12 protein-coding genes are annotated in these 15,659 nt (G+C 43.4%); 8 read left to right on the top strand and 4 right to left on the bottom strand.

Annotated features, from left to right (window positions below; genetic code table 11):
- Positions 1-51 precede the first annotated feature (51 nt).
- Entirely contained in the window at positions 52-1,881 is a 1,830-nt protein-coding gene (locus Aso01_RS02250; RefSeq protein WP_004939747.1) for a phosphoenolpyruvate carboxykinase (GTP), read from the bottom strand.
- 398 nt (positions 1,882-2,279) lie between these two features.
- Between Aso01_RS02250 and Aso01_RS02245 the strand changes: the two genes are divergently transcribed.
- The 4 genes from Aso01_RS02245 to groL all read left to right on the top strand — a co-directional run bounded on the left by Aso01_RS02245 (position 2,280) and on the right by groL (position 6,150).
- Positions 2,280-3,224 (top strand): diacylglycerol/lipid kinase family protein, encoded by a 945-nt coding sequence (locus Aso01_RS02245; RefSeq protein WP_004939744.1) that lies wholly within the window; start codon positions 2,280-2,282, stop codon positions 3,222-3,224.
- Positions 3,205-3,996: a metallophosphoesterase family protein gene (locus Aso01_RS02240; RefSeq protein ID WP_004939742.1), complete on the top strand. Its 792-nt coding sequence runs from the start codon at positions 3,205-3,207 to the stop codon at positions 3,994-3,996. The genes Aso01_RS02245 and Aso01_RS02240 overlap by 20 nt, the downstream gene beginning before the upstream one ends.
- Before the next feature lie 164 nt (positions 3,997-4,160).
- Positions 4,161-4,451: a co-chaperone GroES gene (gene groES, locus Aso01_RS02235; protein ID WP_004939735.1), complete on the top strand. Its 291-nt coding sequence runs from the start codon at positions 4,161-4,163 to the stop codon at positions 4,449-4,451.
- 64 nt (positions 4,452-4,515) lie between these two features.
- Positions 4,516-6,150, top strand: coding sequence for a chaperonin GroEL (groL, locus tag Aso01_RS02230; RefSeq protein ID WP_004939733.1), 1,635 nt, complete (start codon positions 4,516-4,518; stop codon positions 6,148-6,150).
- Positions 6,151-6,419: 269 nt separating this feature from the next.
- On the opposite strand, the gene Aso01_RS02225 is transcribed toward groL, so the two are convergent.
- The gene (locus Aso01_RS02225; protein ID WP_004939730.1) at positions 6,420-6,797 is read right to left on the bottom strand and encodes a diacylglycerol kinase; all 378 of its coding nucleotides are present in this window, start codon (positions 6,795-6,797) and stop codon (positions 6,420-6,422) included.
- Positions 6,798-7,058: 261 nt separating this feature from the next.
- Here Aso01_RS02225 and Aso01_RS02220 point away from each other — a divergent pair, with 261 nt between their 5' ends.
- The 3 genes from Aso01_RS02220 (at position 7,059) to Aso01_RS02210 (ending at position 12,213) form a co-directional block, all read left to right on the top strand.
- Complete coding sequence (locus Aso01_RS02220; RefSeq protein WP_004939727.1) at positions 7,059-10,157, top strand: efflux RND transporter permease subunit; 3,099 nt, start codon at positions 7,059-7,061, stop codon at positions 10,155-10,157.
- Positions 10,158-10,257: 100 nt separating this feature from the next.
- Positions 10,258-11,604: a magnesium transporter gene (gene mgtE, locus Aso01_RS02215; protein WP_004939725.1), complete on the top strand. Its 1,347-nt coding sequence runs from the start codon at positions 10,258-10,260 to the stop codon at positions 11,602-11,604.
- Between the two features lie 33 nt (positions 11,605-11,637).
- A complete protein-coding gene (locus tag Aso01_RS02210; protein ID WP_004939723.1) occupies positions 11,638-12,213 on the top strand; it encodes a DUF4112 domain-containing protein in 576 nt (191 codons plus the stop codon).
- Positions 12,214-12,256: 43 nt separating this feature from the next.
- Here Aso01_RS02210 and htpX read toward each other — a convergent pair whose 3' ends face one another.
- Complete coding sequence (gene htpX / locus Aso01_RS02205; RefSeq protein WP_004939720.1) at positions 12,257-13,162, bottom strand: protease HtpX; 906 nt, start codon at positions 13,160-13,162, stop codon at positions 12,257-12,259.
- Between the two features lie 150 nt (positions 13,163-13,312).
- Complete coding sequence (locus tag Aso01_RS02200) at positions 13,313-14,161, bottom strand: lytic transglycosylase domain-containing protein (RefSeq protein WP_004939717.1); 849 nt, start codon at positions 14,159-14,161, stop codon at positions 13,313-13,315.
- A 513-nt stretch (positions 14,162-14,674) separates the two neighbouring features.
- Between Aso01_RS02200 and ttcA the strand changes: the two genes are divergently transcribed.
- Entirely contained in the window at positions 14,675-15,580 is a 906-nt protein-coding gene (gene ttcA / locus Aso01_RS02195; RefSeq protein ID WP_025096236.1) for a tRNA 2-thiocytidine(32) synthetase TtcA, read from the top strand.
- The last annotated feature ends 79 nt before the right edge of the window (positions 15,581-15,659 follow it).

Raw genomic sequence — 15,659 nt, 5'->3', positions numbered from 1 at the left:
GAGTAGAAAATAAAAAAGGCCACAGATGTGACCTTTTTTATCTAAGCTAGATTAGCTCTTTTTTACTGCTTCAAGTAACTGGTTTTGACGTTCTTTCAATGCTTTTGGAAGACGTTCACCAAGTTTATTGAACAATTCAGTGTGGCTTTCAATCTCTGTAATCCACTGATCTTTGCTTTGAGCTGTGACAAGATCAAACTCTTCTTTAGAGAAGTCTGTGCCAGTCCAGTTCAAGTCATCGTAAGTTGGTACGTAGCCGATAGCAGTTTCAACTGCATTTGCACGGCCTTCAACACGGTCGATCATCCACTCAAGTACACGCATGTTCTGACCAAAGCCAGGCCATACAAAGTTGCCTTCAGCATCACGACGGAACCAGTTTACGTTAAAGATTTTTGGTAGCTTGTTACCAGCTGCTTCAGCTTTTTCGCCAACTTCTTGACCAAGTTGTAACCAGTGGTCGAAGTAGTCTGCCATGTTGTAACCTGCAAACGGAAGCATCGCAAACGGATCACGGCGAACGATACCTTGTTGACCGACAGCTGCGGCAGTTGTTTCAGAGCCCATAGTTGCTGCTTTATAAACACCATCTACCCAGTCAAATGCTTCAGAAACCAACGGCACTGTATCCGCACGGCGACCGCCGAAAATGAATGCAGAAATTGGCACGCCCGCTGGATTTTCCCAGTCAGCATCAATAGAAGGGCATTGACCAGCAGATACGGTAAAGCGCGCATTTGGATGTGCAGCTTTTTCACCCGCAACGTGTGGCTGGCCTTTCCAGTTCGTTAAGTTAGCTGGAACTTCTTTAGAAAGACCTTCCCACCATACTTGACCGTCTTCTGTAACTGCAACGTTGGTATAGATCACGTCTTTATGCAAGGTTGCCATACAGTTTGGATTGGTTTTGGTATTGGTGCCTGGTGCAACACCAAAGAAACCTGCTTCTGGGTTAATCGCGTATAAACGACCATCTTCGCCTGGTTTAATCCATGCGATATCGTCACCTACGGTTTCGATTTTCCAGCCTTCGTAGCCTGCTGGTGGAATGAGCATTGCGAAGTTGGTTTTACCACATGCAGACGGGAATGCCGCAGCGATGTAGTGTTTTTCGCCTTGTGGATTCGTCACACCTAAAATCAGCATGTGTTCTGCTAACCAGCCTTGCTCACGGCCCATTGCCGAAGCAATACGAAGCGCAAGACATTTTTTACCTAGAAGTGCGTTACCGCCGTAACCTGAACCAAATGACCAGATTTCACGGGTTTCTGGATAATGCACAATATATTTTTCAGGGTTGCATGGCCATGCAACATCTTTTTGACCTTCTGTAAGTGGTGCACCTACAGTGTGAACACATGGAACGTATTGACCGTCAGTGCCTAATACATCGTAAACCGCTTTACCCATACGCGCCATTTTACGCATGCTGACTGCAACATAAGGAGAATCAGTCAATTCAATACCGATCTGCGCAATATGACTGCCTAATGGACCCATTGAAAATGGAACCACATACATGGTGCGGCCTTCCATTGAACCATCAAATAGACCGTTTAGCTTTTCACGCATTACTGCGGGCGCTTCCCAGTTATTTGTTGCACCAGCATCTTCTTGCTTTTCAGAGCAGATGAACGTGCGATCTTCTACACGAGCAACATCTGATGGGTCAGAATTTGCAAGATAAGAACCTGGGTGTTTTTCTTGGTTGAGCGGTTGCATGGTGCCGTTTGCGATCATCAAGTCGATCAGACGTTGATATTCTTCCTCGCTACCGTCACACCACTCGATTTTTGCAGGCTTGGTCAATTTTGCAATTTCTTCAACCCATGCAATAAGCTTAGGATGACGAACGAATTCAGGTGCGTTCACTTGGGTCATGGTGAGGCCTATTCTAAAATGTGTACAACGTACAATTCCCTTTGGTTGTGGTACAACAAAAGAGACGAAGTCAAAAAAGTGGCGCTATTAAAGCATAAATCACTAAAAAAAATAAGACTAAAGACTATACAGGGGTTTTGGGGAGTATTTTTGTTTAATTTGTTGTAAATCAATATTTTAAGTTATTTTTAGGGGGTGTTTTTGGTATTTTATAAAGAAATAGAGACTATTTATTTATAAAATAAATTTGCATATCATGATTTTATATGGCGGATTTGACTAATATATATTATTGATAAAATAAATGATCACCATTCAAAAATTACATAAAAGCGCTTTTATTTGTGTATTTTGTATTCAAAAATAAAGTATGTCCACTGTTTGACATATTAAAACGTATGGCTAAATTAAAACCACTCTCCATCATTTATAACGGAAAATCTGGATTTCATGCAAGTGATAATGAGGGGGTATATGAACAAATCATGACACTCTTTACTCATTATGATTTTGAGATTCAGGTTTTTGAGCTGGAACATGACATGTCGTTTAATACGCTCATGTCGAATGTACTCGAACGTCATCAAACCTCAGACCGTACTGGGTATGAGGGAGTAGTGGTTGCGGCTGGTGGAGATGGTACACTTAATGCGGTGGCAACCAAGCTGGTCGATACCGGGCTTGCAATGGGAATCTTGCCGCTCGGTACATTCAATTATGTGGCACGCGTTCTCGATATACCGCTTGATCTGATTCAAGCCGCCGAGGTGATCGCAACAGGTGCCCAACGATCGGTACATGTGGCAAGTGTCAATGATCGTATTTATTTGAACAATGCCAGTTTGGGGTTGTATCCCTTATTTATTCAAAAGCGTGAAATGTATAATCAGCGTTTTGGACGTTTACCTTTAAATGCATACACTTCGGCTTTAGATGTACTCATTCGTGATCGTAAAGAGCTCAAATTATCGATTAAAGTGGATGACCACCTTTATCCTGTCAAAACGCCATTGATCTTCTTTGGTAATAATCAGCTTCAACTCAAAGAAATGAATCTGCAAATCGCAGAATGCGCGGCGCAGGGGCGAGTCGCAGGTGTAGTGCTGGCCAAAAGCGATAAGACCAGTCTTTTTAAAATGCTCTATCAATTGATTCGCGGTGCGCTCGAGCAGGCCAAAGATGTATACAGCTTTAGTGCAGATCGCGTAGTCGTCGATTGTAAGCGTAAAAAATTAAAAATCGCCATTGATGGAGAAATTGAAGAGTTGACGACACCTTTAACTTTTACCGTGAAAAAAAATGCCTTAACTATTATGGTGCCTCATGCTGCTGCATCTGTCTGATTTACACTTTGGTACCGAGAAACAAGAGTGTCTAGATGCCATTGCTGCTTTTTGTCGGGAGCATGAGCCGGAAGTCATAGTAGTAAGTGGTGATCTGACCCAACGTGCCCGCTTTACGCAGTTTTATTCGTGCAAGCAATTTCTCGATAGTCTGGGTATTCCTTATATGGTTATTCCCGGCAACCACGATATTCCGCTGTACCATTTGTGGAACCGTTTTTTTTCTCCATTTGTTCGCTATCAGTTTTTCTTCGGCGCACTTGAGCCGACTATTGAAACCGAGCATTTTTATGTCATTGGTGTGAATAGTATTCGGCGTCGCTATCATACCCGTGGCTATATTTCGCTAGAACAAATTCAAAAAACCAATGAGCTGCTTAAACGCGGCCCTGCCCATAAGCTTAAGCTGGTCACCTTGCATCAGCCCTTTTATACACCACCCGATGAACCGCACGGTATTAAAGATTGTCCGGTGCTCGGCAGAATGGCGCTGAATAACTGGAGTAAAAGTGGCTTGTTTGGTGTGCTCCACGGACATCTGCATAAAACTGCGGTATATGATTTGAATCAGATTTATGATTTGCAGGCAGCGCATCCGGTTTATGACATTCATGCTGGCACAGCGACGTCTTATCGACTTTATAAAAGTTTACCCAACAGCTTTAACGTGATTTTTAAAGATGGTCAGGTTCAGCATTATTGGTTTGATTCCAACTTACGTCAGTTTGTTTTACAGCCTGCACCGATTGAAAAGCTGTCAGATCACAAATGAGTGTTTAAAAAAAATACAAAAATTCATTTTTTTTTCTTTTTTGCCCTTGAAGCCGTTTTTTCCATCCCCACAAAAGTGTCATCAAATTCATTTTGATGATTGCTTTAGGAAGAATGACAGCAAACATCATTTATTAAAATAGACTTAGTCTGATGGAGTTATTTATGAGCAACATTCGTCCATTACATGACCGTGTAGTAATTCGTCGTGTTGAAGAAGAAACAAAAACGGCTGGCGGAATTTTATTGCCAGGTTCTGCTGCTGAAAAACCGGCTCAAGGTGAAGTCATTGCAGTAGGTAATGGTCAAATTACGGATAACGGCGTTCGTGCACTTGACGTAAAAGTAGGCGACAAAGTGTTATTCGGTACTTATGCAGGTACAACTGTGAAAGTAAATGGTGACGAATTCTTAATCATGAAAGAATCTGACATTTTAGCTGTTCTTGAAGGCTAATTTGCGCATTAACCACTCATTGATAAATCAGATCAAGCATTGATAGAAAAAATTGGAGTAGAGAATGTCAGCTAAAGACGTAAAATTCGGTGATTCAGCGCGTTCAAAAATGATCGCAGGTGTAAACGTTCTTGCAGATGCAGTGAAAGTGACACTCGGCCCTAAAGGTCGTAACGTGGTTATTGACCGTTCTTTCGGTGCACCACACATTACGAAAGACGGCGTAACGGTTGCAAAAGAAATCTCTCTCAAAGACAAATTTGAGAACATGGGTGCACAGTTGGTACGTGAAGTATCAAGCAAAACCAACGATATCGCCGGTGACGGAACAACGACAGCGACTGTTCTTGCACAAGCGATCTTAAATGAAGGGATCAAATCAGTAACTGCTGGTATGAACCCGATGGATCTTAAACGCGGAATCGACATTGCAGTAAGAGCAGTGGTTGAAAACATTCGCGCGACAGCTAAACCTGCTGACGATTTCAAAGCAATTGAGCAAGTGGGTTCAATTTCTGCAAACTCTGACGAGACTGTAGGTAAATTGATTGCTCAAGCAATGGAAAAAGTGGGCAAAGAAGGCGTGATTACCGTTGAAGAAGGTTCAGGCTTTGAAGATGCGCTTGATGTTGTAGAAGGTATGCAGTTTGACCGTGGTTATATCTCACCATACTTCGCAAACAAGCAAGACACGCTCACTGCTGAACTGGAAAATCCGTTCATTCTTCTTGTTGATAAAAAAATCAGCAACATTCGTGAATTGATTACCACTTTAGAAGCAGTTGCAAAAACGGGTAAACCGCTTTTGATCATTGCTGAAGATGTTGAAGGCGAAGCGCTTGCAACACTTGTTGTTAACAACATGCGCGGTATTATCAAAGTATGTGCGGTAAAAGCCCCTGGTTTTGGTGACCGTCGTAAAGCAATGCTACAAGACATCGCGATCTTGACTGGCGCTACTGTAATTTCTGAAGAAGTAGGTATGTCGCTTGAGCAAGCTACTCTTCAAGATTTGGGTACTGCACACAAAATCACAGTATCGAAAGAAAACACAGTGATTGTAGATGGTGCGGGTGATGCCAATGCGATTGCAGAACGTGTTCAGCAGATTCGTGCGCAAATCGAAGAGTCAACTTCTGAATACGACAAAGAAAAACTTCAAGAACGCGTAGCAAAACTTGCGGGCGGTGTTGCAGTGATCAAAATCGGTGCAGCAACTGAAGTTGAAATGAAAGAGAAGAAAGACCGTGTAGACGATGCGCTTCATGCAACGCGTGCTGCAGTTGAAGAAGGTGTGGTTGCAGGTGGTGGTGTTGCACTTGTACGTGCAGTGAACTCACTTGACGGCTTAACTGGCGCAAATGATGACCAAACTGTTGGTATCAACATTTTACGTCGTGCGATTGAAGCACCACTTCGCCAAATCGTATCGAATGCAGGTGATGAGCCTTCTGTTGTTGTTAATGCAGTCAAAGCAGGTGAAGGTAACTTCGGCTATAACGCAGCAACGGGTGTATATGGCGACATGCTTGAAATGGGTATTCTTGATCCAGCTAAAGTTACGCGTTCTGCGCTTGAGCATGCAGCATCTGTTGCGGGCTTGATGTTGACTACTGAAGCGATGATCACAGATATTCCAGAAGACAAACCAGCAATGCCTGATATGGGTGGCATGGGTGGTATGGGCGGTATGATGTAATATCGACCGCATTCCGATTTTAAATACAATCGGGATTGAATATCTAAAAAGACCGTGAGCCTGCTCACGGTCTTTTTTTATAATGATGTTTTAGCTTTAAGATAGAGAATCAACTAAAAAACCACAATTTGATGATGAATGTGCTTAAAAAATCAATTTTTAGCCGTGGATTAATTTAATTTTAAGTTTCAATGCTTATTCTTAACTCAGAAACAAAGGCTGTAGTTTCTGGTTTTCACCATGTTTATTCCTGGATAAGCATGGTTTTTTTATGTCCAAAATAAAATAATCGCCCATGTCGCGGCAATCATGATGAGCGCAACACACTGTGCAGCACTACCCATGTCCTTGGCATTTTTGGATAGTTCATGGCGCTCTAAAGAAATCCGGTCAACCACTGCTTCAATGGCCGAATTAAAGAGTTCGACAATAATGGCCAGTAGTCCCACAATCAGTAAAATTGCATGTTCGAGCGCACTTAAGTGCAAACTGAAATTGATGATTCCCAGCACAATATTCAGCAAGATAATTTGTCGAAATGCCGCTTCTAGTCGAAATGCAGATTTAAAGCCTGCCACCGAGTAGCCTGTTGCATTGAAAATACGTTTTAAGCCTTGTTTACCTTTAAATGGGGAATAGGGAGTCATAACGTTTTAAGCAATTAAATTTGCTCTAAAGTTAAGGGAATTGGCTTAAGAAACAATTAAGACAACCAAATTTTCAAATATCCAAACTAGCCTTATAGTTACCAAATCTTCATGATTTATCCAAAGTTATAAATTACTACACGATTCTGTAAATTCTGCTTGTATTTCATGAGTTGCTCATTGATGATCAGCGTATCAGCTAGTACCTAAAAATCTGAATGATCTTTGCGGTCATTCACTCAATTTTGAGCGCACGCCATCATGCTATCCAGATTTTTTATTGATAGACCTATTTTTGCTGTAGTTTTGGCAATTATTGTGATGGCGGTGGGCGTATTTTCCCTTCTCAATCTACCTGTCGAGCGTTATCCGGATATCGCGCCGCCTCGAATTGTCGTTTCGACCAGTTATAGCGGTGCAGATGCACAGGCTGTTGAAGACAGTGTGACCCAAGTGCTCGAGCAGCAAATCAAGGGTATTGATCATCTGCTGTATTTTAGTTCGAGCAGTGATGCCAATGGTAACAGCCAAATTAGTTTGTACTTTCAGCAAGGAACCAACCCAGATCAGGCCCAAGTCCAAGTTCAAAATGCCATCAATGGAGCTCTAAACCGACTTCCAGACGATGTGCAGCGTCAAGGCGTGATTGTTCGAAAGTCCTTAAGTGATTCTTTTTTGGTGATGGGATTAGGTGATCGCTCAGGTAAATCAAGCAATATTGATATTGCAGATTATCTGACCAACAATTTCGAGCTGAACTTAAGCCGCATTGAAGGCGTGGGCGAAATTAATGTGTTCGGCTCTCAGTATGCCATGCGCATCTGGCTCGATCCGATTAAATTACAGCATTATCAATTGACCGTTGGTGAAGTACGTTCTGCACTGGAAAATCAGAATACTCAGGTGGCGGCAGGTGCTATTGGTGATTTACCTGCACCCGACGATCAATACCTAAATGCCAAGGTTACATCTGGCTCGCTGTTAAAAACGCCAGAACAGTTTGAAAATATCATTGTTAAAGCCAACAATAATGGCAGTTTTGTCTATTTAAAAGACATTGCACGTGTCGAGATTGGTGCGCAAAACTATCAGGTGTTTAACCGCCTCAATGGCTATCCGGCAGCGGGCTTGTCGGTATCACTTGCAGTGGGTGCTAATCTGGTGAAGACCGCCGATGCGGTGTATCAGGAAATTGCACGCCTCGAAAAAAATCTGCCAGATGGTTACTTTATTGTGTATCCACGAGATGACACACCATTTGTAAAAGAATCCATCAAACAAGTGGTGAGCACGTTACTTGAGGCGATTGTGCTGGTGGTACTGGTGATGTTTCTATTTTTACAAAACTGGCGCGCCACGCTCATTCCAACCATTACCGTGCCCGTTGTGATCTTGGGGACCTTTGCCGTACTGGCAGTACTGGGCATGAGCATTAATACCTTAACGCTATTTGCCATGGTCTTGGCGATTGGTTTGTTGGTCGACGATGCAATTGTGGTGGTCGAAAACGTGGAACGCTTGATGCATGAGCAACAGGTCGATGCACGTGAAGCCAGTATCCTGTCTATGCAGGAAATCAGTGGTGCACTGGTGGGCATTACCTTGGTACTGACCGCCGTCTTTATTCCAATGTCGTTTTTTAGTGGTGCAACGGGCATTATTTACCGGCAGTTTTCGATTACGCTGGTCGCAGCGATGGCGCTGTCATTGATGGTGGCACTGATTTTAACTCCAGCACTGTGTGCAGTCTTATTAAAGCCCCATAAACGTGAGTTTAAATGGGCACATTGGTTCAATTATAAGCTGGATCAACTTAGAGACCAGTATTTGCGTTTAACCAAGCGTAGTATTCAAACCAAAGCCATCACGCTGGTAATCTTTGTGGCGCTGATCGCGACCTTTGTATGGGTGTATCGGAATTTGCCAACCAGCTTTCTACCGCAAGAAGATCAGGGAGCATTGAGCGTTCAGTTTACTTTGCCTCAGGGGACACCGCTGAGTAAAACCGAAGCGATTGGCAAGCAGATTTCAGACTATTTTATGCAACATGAAAAAGCCAATCTGAACGGTATTATGGTAATTCAAGGACGAAACAATTCGGGAACAGGACAAAACTTGGGGCAGGCCTATGTGTCTTTAAAACACTGGGATGAGCGAAAGGGCAGTGAAAACAGCGCGCAGAAAATTCGTGAGCGTGCAATGCAGTATTTTAGTCAGGATAATCAAGCACGTATCTTTGTACTCATGCCATCTGTGATTCGCGGATTGGGTAATTCAGACAAGATTTCATTTTGGCTGCAAGATTTAAAAGGACTTGGCCGTGAGCATCTGTTGGATGCCTTTAAGCAACTTCAAGACCAAGAAGATGCCACACAGGATTTACGCAACATTGATAAACGCAGTAATGACGATCAAGCCGTACTGAATATCAAGATTGACCATAAAGTGGCTATGGCACTCGGGCTAGATGTGGCACAGATTAATCAGACCATTTCCACAGCGTGGAGCGGCAGTTACATCAATGATTTTATTGATCGCGGTCGAATCAAACGTGTGTATTTACAAGGTGACATGCAATATCGTTCGAAACCCGAAGATTTAAGCTACTGGTTTGTTAAAAATGCGCAAGGACAAATGACACCGTTTTCACAATTTAGTCAGGTTGAATGGACCGGTGCTCCTCCATTGCTGGAACGCTTTATGGGGTATCCATCACTTGAAATGGAAGCCGATGCAGGCAACGGCGCAAGTACGGGACAAGCCATGCAGAGTTTGACTCAACTGGTCGATAAAATGCCAGAAGTGGGATTGGCGTGGAGTGGCATTGCCTATCAAGAGCGCGAGTCGAGTAACCAAGCGGTGTGGTTGTATGTCATTTCTGTTGTGTTTATCTTTTTGTGTCTTGCAGCACTTTATGAAAGCTGGTCGATTCCGAGTATCGTCATGGCTGCTATTCCGCTTGGGATAGGCGGCACCATTTTATTTAGTTCTTGGTTTAATTTTGCCAATGATATTTACTTTCAAATCGCATTACTCACGACCATTGGGTTGTCGTGTAAAAATGCGATCTTGATGGTGGAGTACGCCTCTAACTTGCAAAATCAAGGGCATCGTATTCTTGATGCCGCACTGAAATCTGCTGGACTACGCTTAAGACCGATTTTGATGACCTCGCTGGCATTTGGTGCAGGTGTGATTCCGTTGATGTTTTCTTCTGGCGCGGGTGCGCTAAGCCGTCAGGCGATCGGGTATAGTGTGTTTGGAGGTGTGGTGTTTGGGACCATTTTGGTGCTGATCTTTATTCCGTTTATGTATGTATTGGTTCGTTCAATGGGACGCACAAAATCTAGGGCATCTTAAGCGGTTAGCATTTTAAATTTTATATTTGCTTTAACAGAACAATCTGGGTGGGGTTGAAACCACCTGCTATAAAAATAAACATAGTACTTGGAGAGAAACAATGAAAACGGCTCCAAATATCTTAGCCTTGGCCGATGCCTTGGCACATATGGATATTGGTGCGGCTCAAATGCTACTGCATGAGCTGCAATCGATTGATGTGGCCGAGGCACTTGAGCAACTACCAGTTGAGTCATCCAGTTTGATTTTGATGCAGTTGCCCAAGCGCGCCAAAGTTTATGCTGCGATGCATGCTGATTATCAGGCGCGTTTGGCAAAACTTTTATCTCGTGCCGATCTGGCGACCATTGTTACAGAAATGCCGGCGGACAAACGCACCGATGTGTTTAAGGCTTTGGCACCCTCTGAGCAGGTGGCCTTGTTGCCTGCGCTGGCACAAGCCAAGCGTGAAGATCTGCGCCGGCTGGCAGAGTATCAAGAAGGTACGGCAGGGGCGATTATGACCTCGGAATATGCCACCTTGCGCGCCGAAATGAGTATAGCTGAAGCGATTGATTTTTTACGTCAAGAAGCCCCAGATGCCGAAACGATTTATGAGTCGTACATCATTGATGAGCAGCAACAGTTATTAGGTGAGATTTCATTACATCAGTTGATACTGGCACCTGTAGATGCCAATGTCGGTGCTTTAATGGCTACAGATATTGTCTATGCTTATGTTGATGATGATCAGGACGATGTGGCCAAGAAAATTGCCAGATACGATTTACTGGCGTTACCAATCATCGATCGACAGCATCGGCTGGTTGGAATAGTGACCTATGATGATGCCATGGATGTCGCCAGTGAAGAGGCCAATGAAGATTTCTTGAAAAGTGCAGGGGTGGAGGCATCTGCGCCTACACTTAATTTGAAACAAACGCCGCTGTTTCAGCTTTATAAGAAACGTGTTTTTTGGCTGGTCATTCTGGTTTTTGGCAGTTTGCTATCAGGATTGGGAATTGCACATTTCGAATCAATTATTGAATCGAATATTGTACTGGTGTTTTTTTTGCCTTTACTGGTGGGAAGTGGCGGAAATGCAGGTTCTCAGTCGGCTACGCTCATGGTGCGTGCATTGGCGACAGGTGATGTGGTCTTAAAAGACTGGCTGCTGCTTTTGGGGCGTGAATGTCTGGTGGCTCTGGCACTTGGTGTTACGATGGCGATGGCCGTTGCAGTGCTGGGCTATATTCGTGGCGATGCCATGGTGGCTTTGGTATTGATCTTAAGTATGATTGGGATTGTGCTGATTGGCAGTGTAATTGGTATGAGTTTACCGTTTATTTTAAATCGTTTGAATCTTGATCCGGCCAGTGCCTCTGCGCCTTTGGTCACTTCGATTTGTGATGCAACAGGGGTCGTGATTTATTTATGTATTGCGGCGCAATTGCTGCCTCAAATTTAAATACTTAATTTCGTTTTAAGAAGTGAAATCACCATGTCCAATCCAAAAAAAATATCCCAACAAGAGGTCATTCGCTTAGAGCGAGATTTGGCAAAGTTTGCCAATATCATGGACAGTGTAGTGCGTATTCCCTTTACCAAGCAGGGGGTGGGCGCCGATGCTGCGCTGAGTACCATTCCGGTTGCAGGCGATGTCGCTGGCTTTGCACTCACGCTGTATGCCATTCATAAAGCCCGGCAGATTGGGGTGCCACAACACAAACTTACGCCAGTACTCAAACTGGCCGCCATGGATGCCATACTCGGGTTTATTCCAGTGGCCGGAACGGTGTTTGATATATTTATCCGACCAAGCCGCAAAGCGCTAGAAGTCGTGCATCAGCACATTCGTGATGAGTATGCGATTAATAGTGACGATCATGTGGTTCATCCTTATTTACATGAGCAATTAGAACGCAAACAGCAGCATTCTGTGTTTTGGCGTAACCCGGTGGTGAGCTGGATTTGGTTGCATATTCCAGATTTGATCGGTTTGGTATTTCTGGTGCTGCTACTGGTGGCAATGTGGTTCGGTTTAAGTTATGTATGGCAGTGGTACCAAGGAATATAAAGTGAAAAAAGCCTCCAACTGGAGGCTTTTTTGATGGCTACACTTACGGACAGTTTAACTGATGAAGTGCTGCGACACGCTGTTCGATACTTGGGTGAGTTTGGAACAGTGCTGCAAGGCTAAACCCTTGTTCCTTACCTTCCGTAATTGCAAAAGCTTTCATTTCTTTTGGCATCTGATCTGGCAATTCAGATTCCGCCTGTAGGCGAAGCAATGCCGAAATCATGGCTTGTTTGCCAGCAAGTCGTGCACCTGCTTCGTCGGCACGATACTCGCGCTGACGGGAGAACCACATTACAATCGCTGAGGCCAAAATACCGAATACAATATCGAGTACGATGGTAATAACGAAGAAACCGATGCCCGGTGCTTCACCATCTTGACGACCAAAGACATTACGATCGATAAAATCACCGACCACACGCGCGAAGAACATGACAAAGGCGTTGACCACCCCTTGAATCAAGGCCAGTGTCACCATATCGCCGTTTGCAACGTGACCGATCTCGTGCGCCAGTACCGCACGTAGCTCGTCTTTGTTCATGCGTTCGAGCAATCCTGAAGAAACGGCAACCAATGCATCATTTTTGTTCCAGCCGGTTGCAAATGCATTCGATTGATACGACGGGAAAATACCAACTTCAGGCATCTTAATGCCCGCACGTTGAGAGAGATCTGCAACAGTTTGCAATAACCATGCTTCAGCCTGATTACGAGGCGCATTCGGATCGATCAGTTCTGTACCAGTGGTTTTTTTAGCCATCCATTTCGACATAAAAAGGGAGACTAAAGAGCCCACCATACCAAACACAAAACAGATGACCAAAAGGTTGCCTAGATTTAAGCCACCCGCGCCATGGTAACTACCGACACCGAAGAGTGACAAGATAATGCCAGCCACAACCAGTACCGCGAGGTTGGTTAGCAAAAACAAACCAATCCGCATCATTGAGAAAATCCTCTTATAAATAAAACCTATTATGATTCATTCATCATAAATCATTGCTCTCAATATGAGGGGAATCCCAAGAAAATTCAAGACCAATTACATGATTTAAGCTTTTTTTAAGTTAAATCCTGTAAGGGGTGGGCGACGTGCTTAATTTGAAATCTGAATTCGGGCTGAAGCCGTTGCATTACGGGTCACATAAGTGTTTGGTGCATCGGTAAAACTACCATTTTCAAGAGCAATAATCTGGCGTTGCTGCGTATATTTCGGGGCAGTGTTTGCATCGGGATGCGTGTAGTTTGCCGATTGGGCAATAATTTGTGATGATAACGGATTATCCGTGCTTGAGCTTTGTGAGGAAACATACAGATTTTGGTAACGGCTGGTCACACGCTTTACATAATCTTGGGTTTCACGAAACGGTGGAATGCCGCCATACTTATCGACATTGCCTTCTCCTGCATTGTAGGCTGCTAAAACCAGCTGCATATTGCCATTAAAGCGTTTCATGAGCCAGCTTAAATACTGTGCACCACCAAAAATATTCTGTTCGGGATCAAATACATTTGACACATTAAAACGTTTTGCTGTAGCTGGCATGAGTTGCATCAGTCCTTGCGCACCCACGGGCGAACGGGCACGAATATTAAAACCCGATTCGGTATGCATGACCGCTTTGATTAGGCCTTCTGACACACCGTGGCGCTGCGCTGCCTGACGGATAATATGATCGAAAGCATTGACGTTTTTACTGTAGCTCGGTAAAACCGATGCTTCTGAGGCACCCCAGTTGCGGTAGGTATGAATATTACTGTCTGGGTAATAAGTAACTTTGACTTTGGTTAAGGCAGGGTCTGAACTTTTACGGTTGGTAAGCAAGGTTGCGCCGGATTTATCTTTATAGATAAACATCTGTCCCGCGATGGCGGTATTTATGCAGCCATAACTCAGTAAGAAAGAGCAAATAAATGTTAAACAAGAATCCATGCGTTTTTTCATTTTATGTTATTCGCTTTAGGTGATTCGCTAAAAGTAGTGACATCTTGTAAGCCAGTGTAGCAAAAAAAAACGTAAACACGAGATATACAGCTAAAATTTTTCACAACTGTTTGACAGAAAAAATCAAGCTTTATTGTTTGGATGTTAATCAAAAAAAAATTAAATTTTTTTTTGAAATAGTTGGGTTGACTTTAATAAGCATTTGATTTTAAATAATTAAAATAATTGGTTAAAAAATGATCAATTTAAACAAAACCCTTATTTTTTCGTCTAGTCACTTTGTCAAGCCTCCAGAAATCCACAATTTTATCCACAGGTTTTGTGGAAAACTGTGGAAAAGTCCAAAATATAAGCGTTCTGTGCAAAAAATGCTCAAAGAACTACTTTTTTCAGGACAATAAAAAAGCATGATACAAAATCATGACAATTTAAAGAATTCAAAATCTATAGATGCGATTCACGCGCGAATCATATAAAATTGCCCAGTATTTTTTTTATGGGTCACGTGTGTCTATGTACTCGCCAGTTGAGTCCGAAGCAGGATTTAATTTTAAGCCAGAGCTTCCTACAAGCTCCGCCTATTATCGCTTACTGAAAAAGCTCCGTCGACAAGTGGGTCACGCGATTCGTGATTTCAAAATGATCGAAGACGGCGATAAAGTGATGGTCTGCGTTTCTGGCGGTAAGGACAGCTATACCTTGCTGGATATCTTGCTGCAATTTAAGCGCATTGCACCCATCAACTTTGATATTGTCGCGGTCAATCTCGATCAGAAACAGCCGGGCTTTCCAGAAGACGTGTTGCCACGCTATATGGAAGAGAACAATATTCCGTATTACATTCTTGAAAAAGACACCTACACCATTACCAAACGCCTTACGCCAGAAGGTAAAACCTACTGCGCGGTGTGTTCACGTTTGCGCCGTGGTTCGCTGTATGGCTTTGCGCAAGAAATTGGGGCGACCAAAGTGGCTTTAGGCCATCATCGCGATGATATTATCGCGACCTTTTTCTTGAACTTATTCCATGGGGGAAGTCTAAAGGCGATGCCACCGAAGCTGCTTTCATCGGACAAGAAGAATATTTTGATTCGTCCGCTGGCTTACGTGGAAGAAAAAGACATTATCAAATATGCTGAAATGCGTAAGTTTCCGATTATTCCGTGTAACTTGTGTGGTTCGCAAGAAAACCTACAACGTGCCATGCTCAACGAGATGCTACGTGAGTGGGACAAACAGTATCCAAAACGCTTGCACAGTATTTTTGGCGCATTACAAAATGTCTCGCCATCGCAATTGGCAGATCGTGAGCTGTTTGATTTTGAAGCCTTGGACTCACAGCGCGAACTCGACTTTAAAGAACCTGAAGAATTAAAAAAACGACTGGATGTGGTCAATCTTAGCTTTGCTGCTGACTAACAAGTCAAGCGCTAACCTCTTAAAAAGTTAGCGCTTTTTTTTGATTAAAAATTGTGATTCTTCTAAAAATTAAGGGACT

The organism is Acinetobacter soli, assembly GCF_000760595.1.
GTDB classification, from domain to species: domain Bacteria; phylum Pseudomonadota; class Gammaproteobacteria; order Pseudomonadales; family Moraxellaceae; genus Acinetobacter; species Acinetobacter soli.
Note: the sequence above shows the minus strand (reverse complement) of the source record. Positions and strands in the feature narration are given on the sequence as shown.

Coding starts and splice junctions, on each gene's coding strand:
- Aso01_RS02220 (WP_004939727.1), top strand. CDS start 7,059: ATGCTATCCAGATTTTTTATTGATAGACCTATTTTTGCTGTAGTTTTG.
- Aso01_RS02210 (WP_004939723.1), top strand. CDS start 11,638: ATGTCCAATCCAAAAAAAATATCCCAACAAGAGGTCATTCGCTTAGAG.
- ttcA (WP_025096236.1), top strand. CDS start 14,675: ATGTACTCGCCAGTTGAGTCCGAAGCAGGATTTAATTTTAAGCCAGAG.
- Aso01_RS02225 (WP_004939730.1), bottom strand. CDS start 6,797: ATGACTCCCTATTCCCCATTTAAAGGTAAACAAGGCTTAAAACGTATT.
- Aso01_RS02240 (WP_004939742.1), top strand. CDS start 3,205: ATGCTGCTGCATCTGTCTGATTTACACTTTGGTACCGAGAAACAAGAG.
- Aso01_RS02200 (WP_004939717.1), bottom strand. CDS start 14,161: ATGAAAAAACGCATGGATTCTTGTTTAACATTTATTTGCTCTTTCTTA.
- Aso01_RS02245 (WP_004939744.1), top strand. CDS start 2,280: ATGGCTAAATTAAAACCACTCTCCATCATTTATAACGGAAAATCTGGA.
- groL (WP_004939733.1), top strand. CDS start 4,516: ATGTCAGCTAAAGACGTAAAATTCGGTGATTCAGCGCGTTCAAAAATG.
- htpX (WP_004939720.1), bottom strand. CDS start 13,162: ATGATGCGGATTGGTTTGTTTTTGCTAACCAACCTCGCGGTACTGGTT.
- groES (WP_004939735.1), top strand. CDS start 4,161: ATGAGCAACATTCGTCCATTACATGACCGTGTAGTAATTCGTCGTGTT.
- mgtE (WP_004939725.1), top strand. CDS start 10,258: ATGAAAACGGCTCCAAATATCTTAGCCTTGGCCGATGCCTTGGCACAT.
- Aso01_RS02250 (WP_004939747.1), bottom strand. CDS start 1,881: ATGACCCAAGTGAACGCACCTGAATTCGTTCGTCATCCTAAGCTTATT.